The 21,876-nt window shown below is 55.3% G+C and carries 18 protein-coding genes; 8 read left to right on the top strand and 10 right to left on the bottom strand.

What is annotated here, in order from left to right:
• Positions 1 to 101 precede the first annotated feature (101 nt).
• Complete coding sequence (locus tag DVH26_RS01310) at positions 102 to 2,315, top strand: methyl-accepting chemotaxis protein (RefSeq protein ID WP_239630806.1); 2,214 nt, start codon at positions 102 to 104, stop codon at positions 2,313 to 2,315.
• 67 nt (positions 2,316 to 2,382) lie between these two features.
• Here the strand turns inward: DVH26_RS01310 and bluB are convergent, their stop codons facing one another.
• The 4 genes from bluB to DVH26_RS01330 form a co-directional block, all read right to left on the bottom strand.
• On the bottom strand, positions 2,383 to 3,033 hold the full coding sequence (gene bluB, locus DVH26_RS01315; protein WP_239630807.1) for a 5,6-dimethylbenzimidazole synthase: 651 nt from the start codon (positions 3,031 to 3,033) through the stop codon (positions 2,383 to 2,385).
• A 52-nt stretch (positions 3,034 to 3,085) separates the two neighbouring features.
• A complete protein-coding gene (locus DVH26_RS01320) occupies positions 3,086 to 4,504 on the bottom strand; it encodes an MATE family efflux transporter (protein ID WP_239630808.1) in 1,419 nt (472 codons plus the stop codon).
• 137 nt (positions 4,505 to 4,641) lie between these two features.
• A complete protein-coding gene (locus DVH26_RS01325; RefSeq protein ID WP_239630809.1) occupies positions 4,642 to 7,584 on the bottom strand; it encodes an ATP-binding protein in 2,943 nt (980 codons plus the stop codon).
• A 125-nt stretch (positions 7,585 to 7,709) separates the two neighbouring features.
• On the bottom strand, positions 7,710 to 8,126 hold the full coding sequence (locus DVH26_RS01330) for an Lrp/AsnC family transcriptional regulator (protein ID WP_239630810.1): 417 nt from the start codon (positions 8,124 to 8,126) through the stop codon (positions 7,710 to 7,712).
• 290 nt (positions 8,127 to 8,416) lie between these two features.
• Here DVH26_RS01330 and DVH26_RS01335 point away from each other — a divergent pair, with 290 nt between their 5' ends.
• Positions 8,417 to 9,610, top strand: coding sequence for an EAL domain-containing protein (locus DVH26_RS01335; RefSeq protein WP_239630811.1), 1,194 nt, complete (start codon positions 8,417 to 8,419; stop codon positions 9,608 to 9,610).
• A 14-nt stretch (positions 9,611 to 9,624) separates the two neighbouring features.
• On the opposite strand, the gene DVH26_RS01340 is transcribed toward DVH26_RS01335, so the two are convergent.
• From DVH26_RS01340 to DVH26_RS01350, 3 genes are all read right to left on the bottom strand, one after another.
• Positions 9,625 to 9,960: a winged helix-turn-helix transcriptional regulator gene (locus DVH26_RS01340; RefSeq protein WP_239630812.1), complete on the bottom strand. Its 336-nt coding sequence runs from the start codon at positions 9,958 to 9,960 to the stop codon at positions 9,625 to 9,627.
• 179 nt (positions 9,961 to 10,139) lie between these two features.
• A complete protein-coding gene (locus DVH26_RS01345; RefSeq protein ID WP_239630813.1) occupies positions 10,140 to 13,202 on the bottom strand; it encodes a DEAD/DEAH box helicase in 3,063 nt (1,020 codons plus the stop codon).
• Positions 13,190 to 14,788, bottom strand: a complete 1,599-nt coding sequence (locus DVH26_RS01350; RefSeq protein WP_239630814.1) for an SWIM zinc finger family protein — start codon at positions 14,786 to 14,788, stop codon at positions 13,190 to 13,192. Before DVH26_RS01350 ends, DVH26_RS01345 begins: the two co-directional genes overlap by 13 nt.
• A gap of 162 nt (positions 14,789 to 14,950) precedes the next feature.
• Here DVH26_RS01350 and DVH26_RS01355 point away from each other — a divergent pair, with 162 nt between their 5' ends.
• Together DVH26_RS01355 and DVH26_RS01360 are read left to right on the top strand one after the other, a co-directional pair.
• The gene (locus tag DVH26_RS01355) at positions 14,951 to 15,244 is read left to right on the top strand and encodes a hypothetical protein (protein ID WP_239630815.1); all 294 of its coding nucleotides are present in this window, start codon (positions 14,951 to 14,953) and stop codon (positions 15,242 to 15,244) included.
• Between the two features lie 21 nt (positions 15,245 to 15,265).
• On the top strand, positions 15,266 to 15,571 hold the full coding sequence (locus DVH26_RS01360) for a 4a-hydroxytetrahydrobiopterin dehydratase (RefSeq protein WP_239630816.1): 306 nt from the start codon (positions 15,266 to 15,268) through the stop codon (positions 15,569 to 15,571).
• Here DVH26_RS01360 and DVH26_RS01365 read toward each other — a convergent pair.
• Positions 15,568 to 16,071, bottom strand: coding sequence for a GNAT family N-acetyltransferase (locus DVH26_RS01365; protein ID WP_239630817.1), 504 nt, complete (start codon positions 16,069 to 16,071; stop codon positions 15,568 to 15,570). The genes DVH26_RS01360 and DVH26_RS01365 overlap by 4 nt on opposite strands.
• Positions 16,072 to 16,238: 167 nt before the next feature.
• Between DVH26_RS01365 and DVH26_RS01370 the strand changes: the two genes are divergently transcribed.
• Positions 16,239 to 17,075 (top strand): sulfurtransferase, encoded by an 837-nt coding sequence (locus DVH26_RS01370; protein WP_239630818.1) that lies wholly within the window; start codon positions 16,239 to 16,241, stop codon positions 17,073 to 17,075.
• A 665-nt stretch (positions 17,076 to 17,740) separates the two neighbouring features.
• Here DVH26_RS01370 and DVH26_RS01375 read toward each other — a convergent pair.
• Positions 17,741 to 18,778, bottom strand: a complete 1,038-nt coding sequence (locus DVH26_RS01375; RefSeq protein ID WP_239630819.1) for a phosphotransferase enzyme family protein — start codon at positions 18,776 to 18,778, stop codon at positions 17,741 to 17,743.
• Between the two features lie 246 nt (positions 18,779 to 19,024).
• On the bottom strand, positions 19,025 to 19,789 hold the full coding sequence (locus DVH26_RS01380; protein ID WP_239630820.1) for an SDR family oxidoreductase: 765 nt from the start codon (positions 19,787 to 19,789) through the stop codon (positions 19,025 to 19,027).
• A gap of 161 nt (positions 19,790 to 19,950) precedes the next feature.
• On the opposite strand from DVH26_RS01380, the gene DVH26_RS01385 reads away from it, so the two are divergent.
• The 3 genes from DVH26_RS01385 (at position 19,951) to DVH26_RS01395 (ending at position 21,857) form a co-directional block, all read left to right on the top strand.
• Complete coding sequence (locus DVH26_RS01385) at positions 19,951 to 20,430, top strand: SRPBCC family protein (RefSeq protein ID WP_239630821.1); 480 nt, start codon at positions 19,951 to 19,953, stop codon at positions 20,428 to 20,430.
• A 98-nt stretch (positions 20,431 to 20,528) separates the two neighbouring features.
• Positions 20,529 to 20,972 carry a MarR family winged helix-turn-helix transcriptional regulator gene (locus DVH26_RS01390; protein WP_239630822.1) on the top strand — a complete coding sequence of 148 codons (444 nt, stop codon included), beginning with the start codon at positions 20,529 to 20,531 and terminating at the stop codon, positions 20,970 to 20,972.
• A gap of 66 nt (positions 20,973 to 21,038) precedes the next feature.
• On the top strand, positions 21,039 to 21,857 hold the full coding sequence (locus DVH26_RS01395) for an NmrA family NAD(P)-binding protein (RefSeq protein ID WP_239630823.1): 819 nt from the start codon (positions 21,039 to 21,041) through the stop codon (positions 21,855 to 21,857).
• Positions 21,858 to 21,876 lie beyond the last annotated feature (19 nt).

Below are 21,876 nucleotides of genomic sequence, written 5' to 3' on the forward strand. Positions count from 1 at the left end.
ATATACGGAAATTAGGAAAAAATGCTCACATTCATTACCATTTTATGTTATAGTATTTCACATAAGATGACATAAGATTCATTGGATGGGAGGAAAGACATATGTTTGACTGGTTAGGTGTTAGAAAGGGGCTTCCTCTCTGGTGGTCTTACCGTTTGAATCGCGGATTGAAAGAAGATGTCGAGGACATTTTCGAAGGAATTGCTAACACAAGAATGGAGCTTTTAAGAAGCTGGACCAACGAGTATTGGTCTCATCTCGATCGTCTGCTTGCACAGATGGGCTCCGTTTCCGGGGAAGTAGAGTCTTCTGACGGGGGGCAGTCTGCCGAATGGGACAAGCTGTTTACGGCGGTGCGCAACCGGGCGTCCGATTTTTCCGAATTGTTTGTGTTAAACGAGCGGTCGGACGTTATCTTTTCGTCGTACCAACGCCATATAAGCACCGGCTACGCAGGGCGCAGCCTGATAGCCAAAGGGCTTGAATATACGTATAAAGGAAACAAATGCTTGTTCGGTCCCTATGCCGATCCGCTGACACTGGAGATCGGACCGTCGACCTCCGCCTTTCATGATAAAATGACGCTGCTGTTCATAGTTCCAATTATGGTGGAAGGGAAGTGGAGGGGAGCGTTATGCGGCAGGGTGCCGAACGATGTAATAGGCGACCTGATCCAGCGGGAATCGGGGCACGTGTACCCGGATTCCGGCGATAACTATATTTTCATGGCCCGGGCTCACATGAACACGCATATTGCACCGGGAACGGCGCTATCCCGCAGCCGCTTCGAGGACCGGACGTTTACGCACGGCGAAAATTTAAAGGACGGCGTTACAACCGACTGGGGCACGGTGTCGGTCAAGGAGCATACGGAGCTGGAGCTGATGTTCACCGACCCGGCGACAGGCAAGCTCCATCCGGGCGTGGACAATACGATCGCTAACGGGAGCAACCTGTTCGTCGCCTTCCCGGGCTACTCCGACTACCGGCACATCCCGGTTATCGGCAAAGGAGTGACGTTCCAGCTTCCGCACTGCCCCGATGTATGGGGGATGATGTGCGAAGGCGATCTGGAGGAAGTATACCGGATACGGGGTATCGGGTGGAAGCTGACGAAGCTGCAGCTGCCCCTGATCGGCGTCTTCGCCGTCCTGTCGGCGCTGTTGGTCTACTTCATGCTGAACTGGCATGCGGTATCGCCGCTTGCTGCCGCTTGCGGCATAGCGCTGCTCAATGTGCTGTATGGCGTCGTCCAAGCATGGTCGGTTCATAAGCGGGGCTCGCAGCCGATTGTCGGCAGCCTGCACCGGATTAACCGGTTCATCCGCATCAATGCCGAAGGCAAGGGCGATTTGACCCAGCGTCTGGATCCAGCCCGTTTTGAACAGGATGAGACGAGAGAGCTCGCGAAGTGGATCAATAACATGATCGATTCGCTCGAGGGCATTATGCTGCAGGTGAAGCAAGCGGCATCCGATGTGCTTGACAGCCAGCGGCTGCTGAACGATTCGACCGCCAGCACGGCCGTATCTACAGAGCGGATGAGCGGCAGAATCCACGATATGATCCGCAGCATACGCAGTCAGCTGAAGGATATCGACGTAGCGAAGGATGCGGTAGGCGATATGCAGGGGACGCTGCGGGTACTTGAGGATAAAGCGGCCGGCCAAATAGCGGTGGCTCAGACGGAAGTGGAGCGGATCGGCGATAAGATGAGGCAAATCTCGAGTAAGGTGGCCGAGACGAATCATACGATCTTGACGTTCATGGAGACGACGCAGCAGATCAAGAACGTGCTGCAGGTCATTGAGGAAATTTCCAATCAAACGAATTTGCTGTCGCTGAATGCGTCAATTGAAGCGGCGAGGGTTGGCGAGCATGGCAAAGGTTTCGCCGTCGTTGCCGGAGAAATACGCAAGCTGGCCGACATGACGCGCAAATCGACCGAGGAAATTCATGAAACGGTTCAGCTGATTTATAAAAACGCCAAGGAAGCCTTCTCGTCTATGGAAGAGGGGACGCAGGTCGTAGAGGAAGGGACGCAGTTGGCTGCAGCGGCTTCCGAGCTATTGAATGATGCGGGCATGGATTCGCAGAAGACCCAGGTCGTCAACGAGGTTGTAGGGCTGATGGAGAAAATTGCGGCGGTCAGCATGGAAAACCGCAAAATATCGACCGAGGTGGAGGGCAAAGTGCACGAGCTGCTGTCCGACATCGTGAACGTGCGCTATACGTCGCGACACGTAGAAGGAATAACCGATTTCTTGCAGCAGCTGGTCAATCAGTTCCAGCTCACGGAAACACGCAGAAGATAGCTATCTTGCATAAATGCACAAAACCGGCTCGCTTCCTCGAAGGATTCGAGCCGGTTTTCCGTTTATTTTACGCTTGCGCCCCCCAGGCCTCATTGAATATAAGCGGCTCGAGCGATCTTCGTTTCTCCCAGTTGGCCGACTCCAAAATTGGCATCGACGGATACTGATCCGTATAGCCTACCGACAGCAGCGCGACAGGGTCGATATGCGGCGGGATGGAAAGGATATCGCGGATATCGTTTTTCTTATAAAAGCTTACCCAGCCCATAGCCAGTCCCTCGACACAGGCGGCCAGCCACATGTTCTGAATGGCGCAGGCGGTCGACATCATGTCCGTTTCCGGAATCGAGTTGCGCCCGAGCACGTGAGAACCGCCCCGGGTCGGATCGCACGTTACACAGATGGTCAATGGTGCTTGCTCCAGGCCTTCGATTTTGAGCGACATGAATTTCGTTTCTCGTTCACCCTCGTAATGGATGGCAAGCGCTCTGCGCTCCTTGTCCGCCGCCCAGGCCAGCTTCTTCTTCACCTCTGCGGACCGGACCAAAATAAAGTTCCAAGGCTGCATGAATCCAACGGAAGGACCGTGATGCGCCGCATCCAAAAGCCTCATGATGATATCCTCTTCAATCGGATCGGGAAGGAAGGTGCGGACGTCCCTGCGAGTATAGATAGCTTTGTACACCGCTTCTTTTTCTTCATCGCGAAATTGATTCATGTCGGATAGCACCTCTTTTTTTTCTAGTATACGTTGCCGGAGGACGAAGCTTTCATACGCGAACGGTTTTCCAGGCGCCTTTTTTGAACCTTCGGAAGATGAGGATGGAGCGGACAAACTGATCCGCTGCGGCGGCAGCCCAAATCCCGGCTATATCCCAATTCAGCCCGTAGACGAACAAGAGGCTTAATACGACCCGGAAGCCCCAGACGCCGATGACGGTTGAGTAAAGCGGATACCGCGTATCTCCGGCTCCTCTCAGCGCTCCGCCAAGAATGAACTGGGTCGCCTGCGACACTTGAATAAATCCCATGATGGTCAGGCCGACCGCGCCTTTTTCAATAACCTCCGGGTCGGTAGTATAGAGCATCATCATGTATTTGGCGAACAGGATGAAGACGACGCCCATCGCTCCCGCCACGATCATGCCGATTTTGCGCACCTGCCATCCGTACTTTTCCGCAAGGTCGGGGTTTCCCGCGCCCAAGCATTGGCCAACCAGAGTGGAGGCCGCAATCGAGAACGCCATCCCGGGCATGAACGTCAGTCCGAACACGTTGAAGGCGATTTGAGTCGCTGCCAATGCGATAGTGCCGAGGCTGGCGGCGATTTTGACAAAAACGAGCATGCCGAGACGCATGACGATTTGTTCGACGGCGGTAGGCAGCCCGATTTTTAAGATGCGCCCGATCATGTCCCGGTCCAGCTGAAGCAGCCCTCTGACGGTCAGGCGGATCGTATATTTCCCGCTGAACATAACGATGATCACCCAGATCATCGATACGAGCTGGGACGTGATGGTCGCCACGGCGGCGCCCGTTACGCCAAGCTCAGGCAAACCGAACAAGCCGTAAATGAGCGGAAAGCCGATCAGGACGATCAACACGTTCGAGAGCACGTTGATCTTCATTGGCGTCCGGGTATCTCCTGCTCCTCGCAGGATGGCCGTCAAAGCCATGGAAATCGTATTGAAGCCGATCGATAAAAAGATGATTTTCGCATAAAGCAGACCTTCCGCAACGACTTCCTCGCTCGCGCCCATCATGCGCAGCAAATCGGCGGCGTACCAATAGCCGAAGGCCACGACGATGAAGGATAGCCCGATGTTGAGTGCAAATGCCTGGCTCGCGGCTTTGTTCGCATCCGCAAGCTGTCCCGCCCCGACCGATCGGGCGACGATGACGGTGGTCCCTACGTTCAAGGTCATAAAAATGGCCAGAAGAAGGAAATAGGGCTGACTGGTTAACCCTACCGTCGCCACGGCATCAGGTCCCACTCGCCCTACCAAAATCATATTCAACATTTGCATAAAGTTAATCAAGAGCATCTCTACGAGCGACGGCCCTGCCAGCTGAAGAATCATTTTGCGGACATGGCGAAGGTCGTTCGGGTCGGCCGTGACCGCTTCGGAGCCGGGGCTTCGAACGTCTGCAGGCTGCTGCTCCACTTTCGGTGGTAACGGGGTGTTCAAATGATCACCTTCATCCGATTATGATGTCCTTTCATCATAACACAAACGATGGAAAAAGGGACGTTAAGTTGAAAACGTTTTATTTGTTTGTGCGCCCGATCTGAATCCTGGCCTGCAGCAGAGCGATCCGGGAGTAATCATCCTTCTTTCGGGATGTCGGAAGACGGCTTGCGTTTCAGCTCCACATGAATCGTATCCCGATCGTGCGTAATTTCGTTGACCTCGATCCCCTTTTGCTTCAGTGGGGCGGTGATAAGATTCTCGTCCTGCTCCGGGAAAATGTACGCCGGGTAGTTCGGAGTATGGAAGAGCAGCTGTTCGGCTACCTGCAGCAGCTTCTCCATCGAGAAAGGCTTGCGCAAAAATTTCTCGATATCCTTCTCGTGATAATGCAGAGGCGGCTCCAATGCCGTCGATACGATAACCGGTGTCCGGAAAAATACCGGGTGATCGTACAGCGCGGCCATGAAATCCCAGCCGTTCTTCGAGCCCTCGAGATGAATATCGACGATGCACAGCTTCGGTGGCTGCTGGCGAACGCGGGCTAACGCTACGATGCCTTCTTCGGCGGAGCGCAGATGAACGGTCGGGATCTCCAGCTTGCCGAGAGCGATTTGAACCAGCTTGGCCAAATTATCGTCGTCTTCCAGAATGATGATGCTTCCGTCGACGGACGGCAGTTCATACGTCTTCATTGCAACGGTAAACGTAGTACCTTCGCCCATGACGGAATCGAAGGAGATGGTCCCGTGGTGGGCATCCACGATTTCCTTGACAATGGCGAGTCCGAGCCCGGTCCCGCCGATTTGGCGGCGGTCGGAATTGTCGACGCGGTAAAACTTGGAGAACAGCTTACCTCGGGCTTCCTCCGGTATTCCAAGTCCGTAATCCGTAACGAGCAGGCGGACATCGTTATGCTCCACCTCAATGGCCACATCCACCTTGTCGGCCTGCGGAGAATACTTGATCGCGTTGCTAAGCAAATTATGTGCCACCTGCTTGAGCCTGTCGGCATCGGCGCGAACCCAAATTTCGCCGCCGGGGGACTGGAGCTCGATGGTGTGGCTGTGCTTCTCGTTCCATTGCTCGACGATGTCCCCGATGAGGCCGGTCAGCTCGACCGGAGCATAATGGTACACCTGCTTGCCGGACTCCATCCGCTGCAAATCAAGGAAATCGTTGATCAGCGTCGACAGACGGTTCGCTTCCTTGTAGATCGTCCCCAGGTACCGCTGCTGCTTGTCCGGCGTCAGCTGGCGGTGCAGCAGGATTTCAATAAATCCAAGCACGCTCGCAAGCGGAGTGCGCAGCTCGTGGGAGACGATGCTGATGAATTCGTTCTTCATTTCATCGACTTTTTCTTCTTCAGTCCGGTCGCGGAAGACGAACAGGAAGCCGCGGTCCACCTGTTTTTTGCGGTCGCCGACCTTGGTGGCGTACAGCTCGATATACCGCTGCTCCTCGTTATCCATCAGCGTGAAGCGCTCGGTCAGCTTATCGAGCGTCCCGTTCAGCAGGCGATCGATAGACAATCTCACGGTGGAGAAGGAAGGTGTCGACTTCTCGATCCGGAAGCCCAGATCGATCCAGCTTTCGCCGATATGGTCGTTCAGTGCGAAAAAGTCCTCCATCCGGTGATTGGCGAACAACAGCTTGCCGGATGCGTCGCACAAGACCATGCCTTCATGAGTCGACTCAAGGATGCTTTCGATCAAATCGCGCTGCTCCTCGATCAGTACTTTCTCCTGCTGGAGCTGCTCGTTCAGCTCCTCTAGATAAGCCGATTGACGGCGGCGCTCTTCGTTCATTTGCTGGGCCAGGAAGGCCAGCTCGAATTGCTGAACGAGTCCTTTGCCGGCCCGGGCGGTCTGTTCGCTTCGCGACGACAAGTAGCCGGTCAAGAGTAGGAAGCCGATGACCTCCTGGCGATCGTCGAACAGCGGATGATATTGATCAACTGCATGCGACATCGTCTGGTGAACGCCCGATTCTTCAAGAGACAGCTCGCGCTTGCACTCGATCGGAGCCTTTTCGGTAAACACGCGCAGCGCAGGGCCGAACAGCTCATGCTCGATATGGGACGGAAGCTGCTTCGGATAGCCGATGGCATATAAAATGTCGTACTGTTCCGGGATATAAGAAGCGTCCGGGAGTCCTCCGACATCAACCGAACGGCCGTCCATTCGCGATTTGACCACAAGAAGGGCGGCATCCATCTGCAGCGAGCTGAGAAGGGCAGGGATAGACGATTGCAGAAATTGCTGCATATTCAATGCGCCGGACAGCTTCTCCTGATACGTCGTGACCGTTTCCAGCTCCAGCTCACGCTGCGACAGCTTCTCCAACGTCTGCTCCTGCTCTTCCTGCTGGGCGATGATCTCTTCGTTTTGCGCTTCCAGGCTCTCCGCCATATAGCGGTACGTTTCCTCGCTTCGGCGCAGAGCCGCTTCGGCCCGGTTCGCGCGATTGAAGATGAAGGCGGAGAAGGCGCCGATAACGAGGGCTACGGCCCCTCCGATAGCGATAATGACCCGGGCGGCATGACCTGCCCGCTGCGCATCGGCATACGCCTCCGAGCTCAGAGAATCAATATCGGCGCGAAGCTTCAGATGAAGCTGGCGGAAGCGGTCCATCACCGTTTTGCCGTTGTTAATGCGATCCCTCGCTTCATCCACCTTGCCGGACCGCACCAGGTCGATTTGCATTTGGTAATGCTCCTGCAGCCGTTTGATCTGCGGGAGGATATCCGCTTCCATCAAGCCTCTCAGGCTTGGATATTTTTTCTCGTATTCGGCGAGAAGCTCCAGATCGGTGACCAGCTGCGTTTTGCCGAGCTCATAAGCCTCCAAATACTTGGCGTCGCTCGTCGCCACATAGCCGCGGACGCCTGTTTCCTGATTGATGACATCCTCTAGAATATTGGAGGCTGCTGTGGATAATGGAATGCCTTCCTTAGTAATCCGATTCATTTCCGCTTCCATGTTAGTAGAGGCTATGTAGCTGGAGATGCTCACAAACATAAGCAGGAAGATGATGATAATGACATAAACGAGCGAAACGTTCGAACGGGTAACCTTCATAGAATTTGTACCACCTTAGCTATAGAGAAATGAATGTTCGCCTCCGGAGGAAACGGGCTGGTGCAGAATCCTAGCCGCATCGGATACGGAAGTACCGTTAGGCAGCCGCCGTGTTATATATTGAATCATTTGATCCGATTCAGACATAGATGTACCTCGTAATGGGCGTACTGCTGAAGCTGTTCGAGAAAATCATTGAGCTCGGTGTCTGACGTCGCGAGCAGCCTGAGCATATAGCAGCCTTCGCCGCTGATCCGGTAAGCTTCACGTACATCGGGATGCTCCTGCAAAAATGTTTGAAACTGCGCATCCGAGCCGGCCGCGTTTATAGTCACGGTGATATGGGCCATGAGATGGTGCCCCAGCTTTTCGTAATTGAGGGTTACGGTAACCCCTTCAATAATTCCGGCATCCTCCATCTTGCGGATACGAGAACCTACAGCCTGACCGGTTAAATGTACGCGTTCCCCGATTTCCTTGTGCGCCCGGCGCGCGTCGTTGAGCAAGCATTCCAGTATTTTCAGATCGGTCGCGTCGAGCATAACGGTCATCCTTTCCCGTTCGGTTTGAAATCATCGTACGGCGATAGCGCATTCGAAGCGCTAAAGAAGACGTCATATTATCAGAAAAGGCGGTTTTGGGATGCTTTGATGATTTATACACCGTCCTTTCCTTCTAACGTAGATTATTCGACAAACAATCGACAAAATCCTTTAGTTTCCATTACCATTTGCCAGTTTCTTCATTCTCCTTTACAATATCGTTAAGATTTATTGTGTAAGATAACATATCACGAAACTAACGTGCGTTGGTCGGTAGGAGGCAAGCAGGCATGACAGAGGAGCATCGTGTATTGCAGGTTCAAGAACGGGAGCTGACCCCTTATTTTCAGCCTATCTTATCGCTTCAAACTCAAAAAATCATAGCATACGAGGCGCTGGGACGGAGTGTGACGGGGAATGAAGCTCGAAGCTTGGGCGCTTTTTTTCAAAATCCTGCAATTAGCGATGAGCAGCATCTCCATGTAGACCGCATTCTGCGGGAAAAAGCCATTTCGCAAATGGCTCAATCGGGCAGCGAGGCTATGCTTTTCTTGAATTTAAAGCCTTCCTGGATTTATCGCGTCTATAAGGAAACCGGGGCTTTGCCGACGCTGCAGTTCGTGGAAAAGCACGGGCTCGACCCGGGCCGGGTCGTCATTGAGGTGACGGAGGAAGAGTTTCATGGAAGATTGGACGAATTGTCCGCTATCGTCGACGTCTACCGGGAGCATGGCTGCCTTATTGCGATTGACGACATTGGGAGCGGGTACAGTAATTATGATAGAATTGCTTCCATCAAGCCGAATATATTAAAAATCGACCTGAAGCTGTTGAAAAAAAGCACGCTGCACGACGGGTACAAGGCGCTGCTGAACTCTTTTTCCATTTTGTCCTCGCAAATGGGGTCGTCCCTGCTGATCGAAGGGGTGGAGACGAAGCAGGATTTGTACCACGCGCTGAAGGCGGGGGCGAGGTATGTGCAGGGCTTTCTGTTCTCGGAAGCCAGGGCGGAGTTTCAGCAGGAGCGGGCATACGAGCCTTTATTAAAAGAGCAGATCCGGCTGTATACCGAGCAGGAGATGGCGCGATACCGCGCACTGTTTGCCGTGCAGAACAATTTGAACGAGCTGGTGACGTCCGATGTGCATCTGTCCGGGGCGCAGGACGCCGATACTATGATCGAAAGCCTGCTGGCTAATGTCGAGCCGAATGTTGTGAGAATTTATATATGCCGGGAGGACGGGTGTCAGGTTTCCTCCAACTTTATAAGGGAAACGGATGGGGGGTGGAAGCGGGATGCCCGCTACCAGGGGGCCAATTGGATATGGCGCCCGTACTTCATACCGAATATGCTGCGGATGAACAACCAGAGACAAGGCATATTGTCGCAAGTATATACGGATCTGGACACGTCCTTACTCATGCAGACCTATTCATGTCCCGCCGGCGATTCGCATTATTTGTTTCTCGATTTGCAGGTCTAAGGAAGGCTCGCTGATTATGATTGATGCTCCAATCCCCACAAGCACATCCCGTTCAATATCGGCATCAAGGTTCTGCCTTTCGGGGTTAAGGAATATTCCACCTTGGGAGGAATTTGCTCGTACTCCTGCCGCTTTATGATCCCGCTGCCCTCCAGCTCGCTTAGCTGGGAGCTTAACACCTTGTGGGTGATGCCCGGAATGCCGCGCTTCAGCTCCCCGTACCGCATCACTCCTTGGCAAGCCAATTGATACATGATTTTCATTTTCCATTTGCCTCCAATGACCGACAGCGTATAGTCAAAAGGGGCTTGCTTATCCTTCAGCTCCGGGTAACGGGGCTCATCCGTCATATTGATCCTCCTTCATGGTAAAGCGGATATCATCCTAAGGCGGCCGATTCCAAGAAAAAGCCTAACGAGTCCGAGCTTCTCCCGTTAGGCAGCGTATAGGGGCGGTTACCTCGCCGGCCCCGGGCAGGCGCTTGCAGCAAAAAAAAGGATAGCGGACCTCCCGCGGCCCGCACCTATGGTTACAGCTCCACCCACTCTTTGCGCAGCGTGAAGAGCTCCTTCAAATCGTCGGTCGACATTTCGGTAATCCACTGTTCGCCGCTGCCTACAATTTGTTGGCTCAAGCCTTGCTTTTTCTCGATCATATCGTCGATTCGTTCCTCGAGCGTTCCGAGCGTAACGAATTTGTGCACTTGAACGTGCCGGGTTTGGCCGATGCGGAACGCCCGGTCGGTAGCCTGGTTCTCAACAGCCGGATTCCACCAGCGGTCGAAGTGGAACACATGGTTGGCGGCGGTCAGGTTAAGCCCCGTGCCGCCCGCTTTCAGCGACAGCAGGAAAATGCCGGGCTGCCGCTCAGGAGGGAGCGAATCGTCCTGAAACTCCGTAATCATGCGGTCGCGAGCCGCTTTCGGCGTTCCGCCGTGCAGGAACATGACCGCAGTGCTCAGCTCCTGCTCCAAAATGCGCTGCAGCAAATGGCCGGTTTCCACAAATTGCGTGAAGATCAGGCACTTGTCGCCTTCCTGGCGAAGCTCCTGCACCATCTCCAGCAGCCGCTCCACCTTGTTGGAGCGCTGCTGCCAAGGGACGCCTGCGGGCTCCTTCAGCATGAGCGCCGGATGGTTGCATATTTGCTTCAGCTTGGTCAGGGCGGACAAGATGAGGCCTCTCCGCTCCATGGCGCTTAGGCGGTCCAGCCTGTCGAACATGTCTTTAATGTAATTTTCGTACAGCGTCCCTTGCTCGGCCGTCAAGGAGACGAAGGTTTTGTACTCGTACTTATCCGGCAGATCGAGCTGGATGGCAGGGTCCTTCTTAACTCTGCGCAGCAGGAACGGGCGAATGAGCCGCTGTACCTTGGACACGAGCTCGGCATCGTTCGTCCGCTCGATCGCGCTCACGAAGCGGTGAGAGAATTCGCGCAGCGTCCCCAGGTATCCGGGATTGAGGAAGTCGAAGATCGACCACAGCTCGGTAAGCCGGTTTTCTATCGGCGTGCCGGTCATGGCGATCTTATGCTTTCCTTTCAGGCCGCGGATGGACGTGGCTTGCTTGGTGTAAGCATTCTTTATATTTTGAGCCTCATCGAGACAAATGCAGCTCCATTCGAGCTGGGCAAGCTCCGCTTCGTCCAGATGAGACAAGGTGTACGTAGTCAATACGAGATCGTAGCCTTCGCATGTCTCCTTGAAGGCTTCGCCTTTGGCCCGGCCCGGGCCGTAATGCAGATGAACGTTCAATTCGGGCGCAAACCGCTGCAGCTCCTTCTGCCAGTTGCCCAGCACGGAAGTAGGGCAAATCAGGAGAGAAGGGGCGGCGGGAGCTCCCGTCTCCTTAGCGGCGGTCGCCTGCTGCTCACGCAAATGCAGCAGGTAAGTAATCATCTGGATCGTCTTGCCGAGACCCATGTCGTCGGCGAGACAGCCGCCCAAGCCGAATCGGCGCAAAAACAAGAGCCACGATATGCCTTCGATCTGATAAGGACGCAGCGTGCCGCGAAACGATGCAGGGGGCTCGACGAGCGGCGGGCGCTTGGCATGGTTGAGCAGATCGACCATCTCTTGAAGCTGGCCGTTCAGCTCCACCTCCATCTGCAGGGAGCGCTGGAAGCCAAGCTCCTCCTCGCCTTCCGATGAGCCGAGGAGATGAAGCTCAAGCACGTCGCGCAGCGAGAGTCCCTGCTTCTTCTGCACCTGCTTCATGACCTGCTGGAGCTGAAGCAGCTGGTCGGGATCGAGCTGGATCCACTGGCCGCGAACTTGCACGAGCTTGCGGTTCTCCTCCAGCAGGGCGCGGAACTCTTCTTCCGTCAGCTCGATATCGCCGAGCGCGATTTTCCAGTCGAACTGCATCAGCTGTTCGAGCCCGAACATCGATTGCGGTCCGGAGCCGACCGACGATTTGATCTTCGCCTTCAGGCGGGGACGCCAGCGCCGGATCCGCTCCCACCAGGCGGGCAGGAAGACCGAATAGCCCGCCTCCATGAGGCGCAGGCTGCCGTCGGTCAGCAGCTGCCAAGCCTCGTCCTGCGAGAGCTCGGAGCGAAGCACGCCGGGCTCCGAGCTCTGCTCGAGCCATGGCAGGATACGCTGCCATTTGGCAAGATCGCGCGCCGCGCGGGGCAGCTCAGCCTGCCACGCATCGGGCAGTTCTGCCAGCGCCGGCGATGCTTGCGGTGCTGGTGCTGGCAGGGGCTCGGCGGCATCGGCCGCGCTCGCCGTGGCGTCGGCGCCGGCATGAGCCGCCGGGCTGTGCTGGGCAGCCGCCGGACCGGCTGCGTCCGCAGCTGCCTGCGGTGCTGCGTCGCTTGCCTCGGCGCCCGAGCCGACCGCGAACGCGGCCAGCGCATGCGGATCGACTTCGCGCATGAGCGTCTTGTCGGCGCGGTCCTGCAGCACGACGCGCAGCGGCCAGATGTCGCCGCGGCCTTGCGGCGGCTCGCTCAGCTGCAGGCACGTCCTAAACGGCGTGCCGTCGGTCTGCCAGCCGATGGAGACGAGCCAGTCTTCCTCGTCCATCCACAGGTCGGCCGGCAGCTTCCCCCGCTGGAGCAGCGGATACGCCGCCTCCAGCTGGCGGATGCTTTGCGCCAGCATGCTGTCTTCCTCGCTCCACTCGGGGATGAGCTTATCCATCCACTGCTGCGCGAGCGGTGACAGCCCGTCGGCTGCCGCGTGCTCGGGCAGCTGCAGCTTCCAGCCGAGCTCGCCCGCCTTCCACTTCGCGAAGTCGGGCATGCAGCGGCCCTGCACGAGCGCCTCCTTGACGTGCGGCGCGAGCCGGATCAGCTCGCGGAGCTCGCCGCTCCAGTCCAGCTTCAGGTGCTGGACGGCGCTCGGGCTGCAGAAGTAGTCCAGCGCTTCGAGCGCGGACAGCTGCAGCCCCTCCACGTTCATCGACTCTGCGACCTCGATGAACGTGCCGTAAAACGACGGTTCGTGCCAGGCGAACAACAGGCTCTTCAGGTCGTAGGCATCGCTGATGCCGCCGTTGTAGCGGGTGCCCCACAGAAAGAAGCGGCCCGGGGCGGTCCATTTGGCATGAACGGTAATCGCAGTTGTGTCGATCATGGAATCCACTTCCCTTTCCGAAGCTCTTCTTGCAGCGCCCGCAGGCGGGAATACCGCGTAGCCAGGCGGTAGACGTATTCCTCCCATGTGTTCAGCCGGTTCAGCTTCTTGTAATAGGCGTGCAGCTTCTTGAGCAGCTTGATCGCCGTCTTGTAGGCGTTGCGGTTTTTCTCCTCGATGCACCTCTCCACCGCTTGGTGGTACAGCGGCAGCAGCAGGGAAGGATCGTGGCTTTCGACGGTTTTCAAGTCCATCGCATACAGATTGACCGGGGAAACGCGGTTGGCCAGCTGCAGATCGACCCACGCTTTAAACCGGTTCGCCTTCAGCAAATAGGCGGTGTAGAAATAGTACGTCCGAGGCAGCAGCGCGATCATCACCTCGACCCATTCGCCGTCGTCCGACTGCCGGCTGACCGCCTCCATCCAGTACGTGCAGAAGGTGCGCAGCTCATCCTGCTGCGCCCGTTGCATGGCCGGCAGCATCCAGCGCAGCCAGGTGAGCATCCGGTCCCATTGCTGGTCTTCGTAGCACCGGTTCAAATACAAGAACGTATCCCGGGCTTCCCGCTTCGAGAGCTCCTCCAAAAGCGAGCGTGCGCGGTCGTCCTCACCCTCGATCACATCGAAATGCGCTTGCGCTACGAGCAGCGCGTCTCTTCGTCGCGGGAGAAGCCCCGTCTTGGAGGACAGCAGCTGTAGACGCTTCTTCTCTTTCGCAATACGCTCGGAAAACTCCGCCAGCCTCCACCATATGCTGCGATAGGCCAGCAGCCAATCGAGAGGGGAGTCTTTGCCGCTCAGCGCGGCCTCTCCAAGCATCGCGAGCGTGTCGTCCAATGCGGCGGTATGGCGCCGGGCCAGCTCCTTCATATGCAGCTTTGGCACCAAAGCGCTGAATTGCTCCATGCACTGCTTGGCGACCGCTTTACAGCCCGTTTCTATATAATAGGACATGTACGATGTCTTCGTATCCGAGTAAAACTGTTCGATCTTGCGCATGACGAACAGCAGCACGTGCAGCTGGAAGAGCGGGCGAAGGTCTTCGTTCCACGAATCGGCGAGAGGCAGGAGAGACTCCTGCGCAGTGCTGTAGAACAGCTCGATCGAGTGCTGCTGGGATAAGGAATATCCGTAAAACTGCTGATCGAAAAAACGGTGCCAGACGGAAGGCATCTGCTCGGCCTTCGGCGCTTCCAGCCGCTCCTGCTTTTTCTCCGGCTTGGCGGTTCCCGTACGGGTCAGCTGCTGGCGGTTTTTTACCATAATGGCCTGCTTCAGCTGTGCCAACAGCAGTTCCGGGCGTGCGAACGATGCATATAATGTGAAGATGACGGCAGCCATATGCTTGCAGCAGCCTTCGTACGGACAGCTGCATTCGCTTTTTTCGAAACGGTCCATATCCAGAATGACCTCATATGAACGAGTGCCGTTGACGAGCGCATGAATTTCCACTCCGTGAACCAGCTCGATCCCAGCAACGCGGCCTTTGTGGTAATACTCCCAGCCCTGCGTAAGCTCCGCCAGCTCGAAATCATGCTGCATCCGTTCGATCAAATAATTCATTCGGTTTTTGGGGATTTGCAGCTTCAGCATAGGAAACGTTCCGCCTCCGAACTTATTGTGTGTATCCTTACAGTGTAACAGATTTTGCAAGCAAATGCTTTATTTCGAAGCGGTTGCATGAGAAGCTTTTTTCGGGTTAAAATGCTTAATAAGCAATTTCATCCATTTCCATCCGGAAGGACTGACGGTGTCATGGGGATTAAATTCGGCCGTGAATATAATGACATTATTGACGATTTCACCCAAGCTTTACACAGTATCGACGAATGCTACACATTTTTGGATATGACCCCGGACGATTGGAACGAGCTGGAGGCAGAGGAGCGTCAGGAATGCATCAAGACATTGGCTGACGATCTGTTCTACGGACTCGGCAGCGAGCCCAAAATGCGCGTCGGCGGCTGTACCGTCACACACGACAGGGAAAAGCACGTGATCGTCATTCACCACGAAGGTACGCTGATCAGCGTCGTTTATTTGGTGTAAGGATTTAAGGAGGGACCCCGGTTGACGAAGCTGACGGAGGAAGAGCTGTCGCGCAAGCTGGAGGATGCGGAGGGCTGGAGCAGGGAAGACGGCAAATGGATTGTGAAATCGTACCGGTTTGCCGCCTATTTGGACGGGATCGAATTTGTTCGGGACATTGCCGGAATCGCCGAGCTGGAGCTGAATCACCATCCGATGATCGCCATCGACTACAAGCTGATCAAAGTTCGTCTCACCTCCTGGCGGGCAGGAGGCTTGACAGCGCTTGATTTCGAAGCGGCTGCACGGTTCGACGAAGCTTTCGAACGGCGGCGCACCGACCGTTAGCTGCGGCCCTTATCCATGAGCCGTTTCCACACCATGCAGTGGAACGTCTCCATGCCTGTAGGCGTCATACGCTCATACGTGTCGGTATGGACAAAGCCGGCCTTTTGATACACGCGGAAAGCACGAATATTCCAGACCAGCACCTCCAAATCGATTTCGTTGGAAGGTGCTTTTTGTTTGGCCTCGGCGGCAATCGTCCGTACGAACTCCACCCCCAGGCCTTGGCCGCACAGGTCGGGCCGCATGCCCAAGCCTAGACGCGTCACCCCGGTCATAGGGAAGAATTGGGCGAAGCCCACCATCTCGCCATCGGCGTCCACTACGGCGCGATACTGCTGCTCCCGCAGCGTTTCGTCGGCGAATTCCTCTTGATCCGCCACCATCTTTTCCCACGACGGCCAATTGTATATATGATAAGGGACGGGATAGGTCCACGAGCAAATTTCCTTGCAGTGCTCTTCCGTTAAAGGGACGATGCGCAATCCCCATGAATTCTCCATCGAGAAGCACCTCTTTCCAATTGATTTCCATGCCTATTGTACCCAGAGACCGGGCGTTTGTCGACCCGAACCGGCTGTCGCTATCGATTCCTGCGGTTTGCTCGCGCTGCGTTCCGTTGTATACTATAAGAAAAGGCCATTAATTCCAGCAAAGGAAGTGAATGCAGATGCAGCATATTGTAAATCAGGAATGGTTGTTCGAGCACGGCACCGACGAGAATATCGTCATTGTAGATTGCCGCTTTGCGCTTGGAAGCCCGAAATCGGGTCAAGGCGAGTATGCGGCGGATCATATTCCGGGCGCTATTTATTTCGATCTGGAGCAGGACATGTCGGCTCCGAAAGGCGCGCACGGGGGACGCCATCCAATGCCGGATTGGCAGTCGTTCGCCCGCAGGCTGGGAGAGGCGGGAATCAGCAGCGAATCGACTGTCGTCGCTTACGACGATCAAGGGGGAGCCATGGCTTCGCGCTTGTGGTGGATGCTGCGCTATCTCGGGCATCCGAAGGTTTATGTTCTGGACGGCGGCTACTCCAAGTGGAAGGCGGCGGGCTATCCGGTTACGGATGAACCGGCTGCCGTTCATGAGGCTGTATTTACGGCCAAGCCCCAATCAGACATGCTGGTCGGCATGGAGGATGTGAAGGCGCGGATCGGACGCAAGGGGACGGTGCTGATCGATTCCCGCGAGGAGCGCCGGTATCTCGGGCTGGAAGAGGCGATCGATCCTGTAGCCGGACATATTCCGAGCGCGAAGAATTACTTCTGGAAGGATAGCCTGGATGAACAGGGCGGCTGGAAGGATGCGGCCAGCCTGCAGCAGCGGTTCGCCGAATTGCGCGATGCGGACGAAATCGTCGTCTATTGCGGCTCGGGCGTTACGGCTTGCCCGAACGTGCTGGCGCTGCAGGCGGCGGGCTTCAACAACGTGAAGCTGTATTCCGGCAGCTGGAGCGACTGGGTGTCGTACCCGGACAATCCGGTGGCTACGGGGAAAGAATAATAGGTCACAAGGTCTTCTGTGACGCGGGTTTGAGGGCTGTGACAGGTTGCCGGTGGGCAGGCTGTAACGGCCCTTTTTTATTGGTTCGTTCGTGAACCGGTAGCCGATGAGAAGCGTCTAGCCTTATGAAGATCGGACACAGGATCCGTTATCTGTGAACAAAACCCCTGTTTTGCTGCATTCGCGGACAGAGGATCCCTTATTAACGAGAAATGCGAACAATTTCCGGCATTTTAGTCCGAATAACGGAACGTGTGTCCGTAAGGGCCCAAAACCCGGCCGAAAAGCATGAAATAACGGAACTAGTGTCCAGCCAAAGTCTTAAGAGCCGGCACAAAAAGGAGCTGATTGGTCGGGCAAACTGTGGAGTACAGGAGCGCGTAAGCGGAAAAGCATTGATGATCTTCTACGTCGGTCTGAACTTGGTAGGCTGCTCGTCTCCCGACTATTATTCAACCGCAGCAGCTAGTCGAAATTAACCGTCTTCCGCTGAAGTCTACGGCAAGCCAGGAGAAGAGGAGCGGCCGATTCCGGTTTGTATCCAGATCAACGTTTGCCCTCTCTACTCCCCAAGCATAAGAAAAGGTCCGACTATGCTAATTCAAGCCTTGTTCCAATTTAGCTGTAATCGGCTTTGAAGCGGTTTCCCTTTTGAAATGCTTTGGCTATCTTCTTCCCTGCATATTGATAACACTTTCCACATCCGATTCGATACGACCCCAACGGTTCATGCAATGATTCAGAATCATGTCCAGGTCATTCTCGTTCTGGGCTTCTTCTGTATTGTGATGCAAAATAGTAGCGATCCAGTGGGTCAAATTCCGGAGATGATGACGATACGAAAAAAATCGCAGCAGGTCGGGGCATAAGGGGGCAGAAGTTTCCCGGAACCGTCCGTAAGCGGACAGGAACACATCGAAGCCCTCGCCGATATAATTGAACAAATCGTACTCCGGCGGCGCCAGCATGGCGGATTCCCAGTCGATGATATACAGCTCGCCCCCGCTGCTGCGGATCAGGTTGCCTCCCCAAAGATCACCGTGGCACAGCACGTTTTCTTTAGGATTCGATAGGACATCTCTGCGAAGCTTTCTTAAAAGGTTCAAGTAACGCATAATCTCGTCGTTTCGGGACAAAATCTCCTGCTTCAACGTTTGCTTAATACGGCTGTCAAAAGTTGCTGCAGCTTCAAGCTCGCCTATATACGAGGTGAGCCGGCTCTCAAAGGAGATGTCGTAAGCCTCCGTCAGCAGCATCCGGGTGCCGATGAGAGGGGTTAGACGATGGATTGCCGCCATAGCCGAAGCAACTTGCTCGAGAATGACATCGGAAAAAGGATACGATTCCGCAAGTGTCTCGCCCTCAATATAGTTGAAAATGACGACAGTGAAGCCGTCAAAGGCCGTTTGGAATCGGCCCTGCACATTTTTTACCGGGTAAGCAACGGTTGGAAATAGCCCGATATTGTACAACTCCCATGTAAGCGGAAGGCAGCGGTCCAATCTTGCGATCCCTTGCTGCTGCCGTTCATTGCCATGATCGAACAGCTTCAAATAATACTGGCACCCGTTCTTGCAATGAATGCGGTACGAATAGGCGGAATCCCCCATAGGGATAAACGAGATGCTCTCGGCGGTTATTCCGTAAAAGGCGTTAAGGCGTTCCCTAAGCAGACAGTCCTCTACAGGAAACTTCACTTTCATCGTTCATCCCTCCTTAGGAGTAGGATAACGGAATTCGGTTATAGCGGCAAACGTGCCCCGCAAGGGAGCTTATTCCGGCCTGCTCAGTCCGAACGTTGCAAGGGAACCGGCTGGTTGGTAAAGGGAAGGAACGCAGTCGAGGGGAGTAAGAGGTAGTCGGCAGCAGCGGTGTGCTGAGGAAAAAGAGGACTGCAGCAGGGACATCCCTAGAATGGGATAAACCGTGCTGCAGCCCTGGCATTCAATCTACAAGCGCGATCCCCCGCTTGCATCGAGCAGCTGGCCCGTAATCCAGCGGCTGTCCGGGGAGGCGAGAAAGGCGGCGATGTCCGCGACATCTTCAGGCTGGCCCCAGCGGCCCAGAGTGGAAAGCCCGGCTGCGAAGCTTTGCCCGTCCGGGTTTTGCAGCATCCCGGCATTCATCTCCGTATCGATGATTCCCGGTAATATCGCATTAACCGTGATTCTTCGATTTCCCAATTGCTGCGCCAAGACATGGGTCAGCGTATTGACCGCTCCCTTGGAGACGCTGTAAGCCAGCAGGCCGGGGAAGGCGATGCGAGTAACGGCCGATGAGATGTTGATGATTCTTCCTTCGTCGTTCAAGCGCGGTAAAGCCTGCTGGATAATAAAGAGCGGCGCTTTGAGATGAAGATTCATGACCTCGTCCAACGACTGCTCCGTCGTCTCCTCTATAGGCAAGGTTTGCCCTATCCCGGCATTGTTGACAATGATATCGAGACGGTTGCTTCCGGTATGCTCCGGCAGCGATGCATCCAAGGCTTCGAACAGTGTGTGAATGCCTTCAACCGATGATAAGTCGGCGCCGACCGCAAAGGCCGTCCCTCCTCCGGCTCGGATCTCCCGAACCGTGTCTTCTGCGGCAGCAGCGTTACTGCCGTAATGGACTGCAACAACGGCGCCGTCCTTAGCCAACCGCAGCGCGATGCTGCGCCCGATTCCGCGGCTTGCTCCTGTAACCAATGCAGATTTACTCATTAGCTTCTTCATGGTTTCATCTCCCTGTTTTGGATTCTTATTTGTTATAACACAGGGCTGGTTTTGTGATGTTGCGCTCTCATTTTTATTCCTCCACCGGCTATGATAAAATGGGGCTAAGCCGAATGGCATAAGCAGGGAAAACTCGTACGCTACAATGAGGAGGAATTGCTTTGATAGCGGAAATACAACGGCAAGGCAGCGGCGGCACCGCCCGGTTCGAGAGGCATCTGAAGCACCCGGTAGACAGTGTCTGGGCTTATTTGACGGAGAATGACAAGCTGGCATCGTGGTTCCCTGAGCTTCGGGTGGACAGCCTCCGTGAAGGCGGAGTCATCCTATTCGACATGCAAAACGGTACGTACGAAACCATGACCATTCTGGATATGGTCCTGCACGCTGTATTGGAATACACATGGGATAAGGACAAAGTGCGTTTCGAGCTGTCTCCCGAGCAGGACGGCACTCGTCTCGTTCTGATCGAAACGATATCGGAATGGACGGATCATACGCCGAGAGATTTGGCCGGCTGGCATGTGTGCCTGGACGTGATCGAGGCGCTGCTGGACGGCAGGACGATAGAGTCGCGTAAAGACCGGTGGAATATATGGTATAAGCAATATGTTGAGGCAGGGGAGCGGGCGAGAGGATAAAGTCGGCGCGGTCCTTCTCTCGAAAGATTCGTTGACACCGAACCTCTCTTGCGCTACAGTATATATAGTTAAGTATTTAACTAAAAGGGACGAAGACAATGACCGACATTCATAAATACGTGACCGAACAGCCGCTTGGAGTACAGACGTTCTTTGCCTTGGTAGATACGACGGCCCGGCTTATCGGCATCTCGGAGAAATATTGGAGCTCCAAAGGGTTAAACGGAGCGAGAATCCGCATGCTGGTAGAAATCGCGAAGGCGGGCGGTTCGATATTGCCTTCCATGCTGGCTGGCCGGATCGGCGTGACGAAAGCCAATATTAGCGTTCTGCTCGTTCCTCTGGAGCAGCACGGCTACATTCGATGCACCAGTCATCCGGAAGACGGGCGCAAAAGAATGATCGTGCTGACGCCGGAAGGAGAGGGCTTGCTGTGGGAGTTCATGCCGGGGAACCGGGCGGTCATTGCCGAACAATTGGATAAATTGAACGAATCGGAGATGCGGAAGCTGATAACGCTACTGGAAAAATTGCAAGGGTAGCGGCAAGCCGCTTTTTTTTGAGTATTTAGTTAAATGTTTAACTAAATGGAAAAAGGGGAAATGAGAATGAGTATTGTGATGACAGGCGCTACAGGCAGTTTGGGAAAATTCATTCTCCGGCAGCTGCTGTACAGGAAGCGGCCGGAGAACATCATTGTCAGTGTGCGGAAGCCGGAGGCGGCTGAAGCTCTGAAAGGGCAGGGCGTGGATGTACGGTACGGCGACTATGAGGATAAATCATCGCTTGTCGGCTCGTTTCGGGGAGCGAGCAAGCTGCTGCTGATCTCGTCCCCTCATCCGGACGATTCCGTGCGTCTCCGGCACCATCTATCGGCCCTAGATGCCGCCAAAGAAGCGGGAATCCGGCACATTATTTATACCAGCATCGCGTTTCTGGAGCAAGGACAGCTGCCGCTGCACCGGCTTCATTTGGATACGGAGAAGGAGATACGGGAATCCGGAATCCCGTTCACTTTTTTGCGGAACGGGTATTACATGGATATTCTCCGATTCCTGGGCGTCCGTGAAGCGGCAGCCTCGGGCGTATTGCTCAGCCCGCCCGGAGATTGGGCCTTCAACACGGCGGCCCGGGAAGACCTCGCTCTCGCCGCTGCTGCCGTCCTGACGGAGGAAGGCCCTACACACACGGGCCGGACCTACGAGCTGACGGCCTCGCGCACGTGGAGTCTGTCCGACCTGGCCCGCGCGATTGCGGAAGCGACCGGAAGTCGGGTCGTGCACCGCACCGATCCGGCAGCGCACAATCCGATCTACGGGCTGCTGCCCTTATCGGAGATGGGCAAGGTGTCGCCGGATCTGGAACGGCTGGCGGGACGGCCTCTACGCTCCCTGCAGGAAGAGGTGCGCAGCCTTCTGAACGGCTGACGGCGGCCTGTTTAAGCAG

Origin of the sequence: Paenibacillus sp. H1-7 (assembly GCF_022354825.1) — a bacterium.
GTDB lineage: Bacteria > Bacillota > Bacilli > Paenibacillales > NBRC-103111 > Paenibacillus_S.

Coding starts and splice junctions, on each gene's coding strand:
- DVH26_RS01310 (WP_239630806.1), top strand. CDS start 102: ATGTTTGACTGGTTAGGTGTTAGAAAGGGGCTTCCTCTCTGGTGGTCT.
- DVH26_RS01370 (WP_239630818.1), top strand. CDS start 16,239: ATGCAGCATATTGTAAATCAGGAATGGTTGTTCGAGCACGGCACCGAC.
- DVH26_RS01335 (WP_239630811.1), top strand. CDS start 8,417: ATGACAGAGGAGCATCGTGTATTGCAGGTTCAAGAACGGGAGCTGACC.
- DVH26_RS01340 (WP_239630812.1), bottom strand. CDS start 9,960: ATGACGGATGAGCCCCGTTACCCGGAGCTGAAGGATAAGCAAGCCCCT.
- DVH26_RS01380 (WP_239630820.1), bottom strand. CDS start 19,789: ATGAAGAAGCTAATGAGTAAATCTGCATTGGTTACAGGAGCAAGCCGC.
- DVH26_RS01375 (WP_239630819.1), bottom strand. CDS start 18,778: ATGAAAGTGAAGTTTCCTGTAGAGGACTGTCTGCTTAGGGAACGCCTT.
- DVH26_RS01330 (WP_239630810.1), bottom strand. CDS start 8,126: ATGCTCGACGCGACCGATCTGAAAATACTGGAATGCTTGCTCAACGAC.
- DVH26_RS01350 (WP_239630814.1), bottom strand. CDS start 14,788: ATGCTGAAGCTGCAAATCCCCAAAAACCGAATGAATTATTTGATCGAA.
- bluB (WP_239630807.1), bottom strand. CDS start 3,033: ATGAATCAATTTCGCGATGAAGAAAAAGAAGCGGTGTACAAAGCTATC.
- DVH26_RS01365 (WP_239630817.1), bottom strand. CDS start 16,071: ATGGAGAATTCATGGGGATTGCGCATCGTCCCTTTAACGGAAGAGCAC.
- DVH26_RS01395 (WP_239630823.1), top strand. CDS start 21,039: ATGAGTATTGTGATGACAGGCGCTACAGGCAGTTTGGGAAAATTCATT.
- DVH26_RS01390 (WP_239630822.1), top strand. CDS start 20,529: ATGACCGACATTCATAAATACGTGACCGAACAGCCGCTTGGAGTACAG.
- DVH26_RS01325 (WP_239630809.1), bottom strand. CDS start 7,584: ATGAAGGTTACCCGTTCGAACGTTTCGCTCGTTTATGTCATTATCATC.
- DVH26_RS01355 (WP_239630815.1), top strand. CDS start 14,951: ATGGGGATTAAATTCGGCCGTGAATATAATGACATTATTGACGATTTC.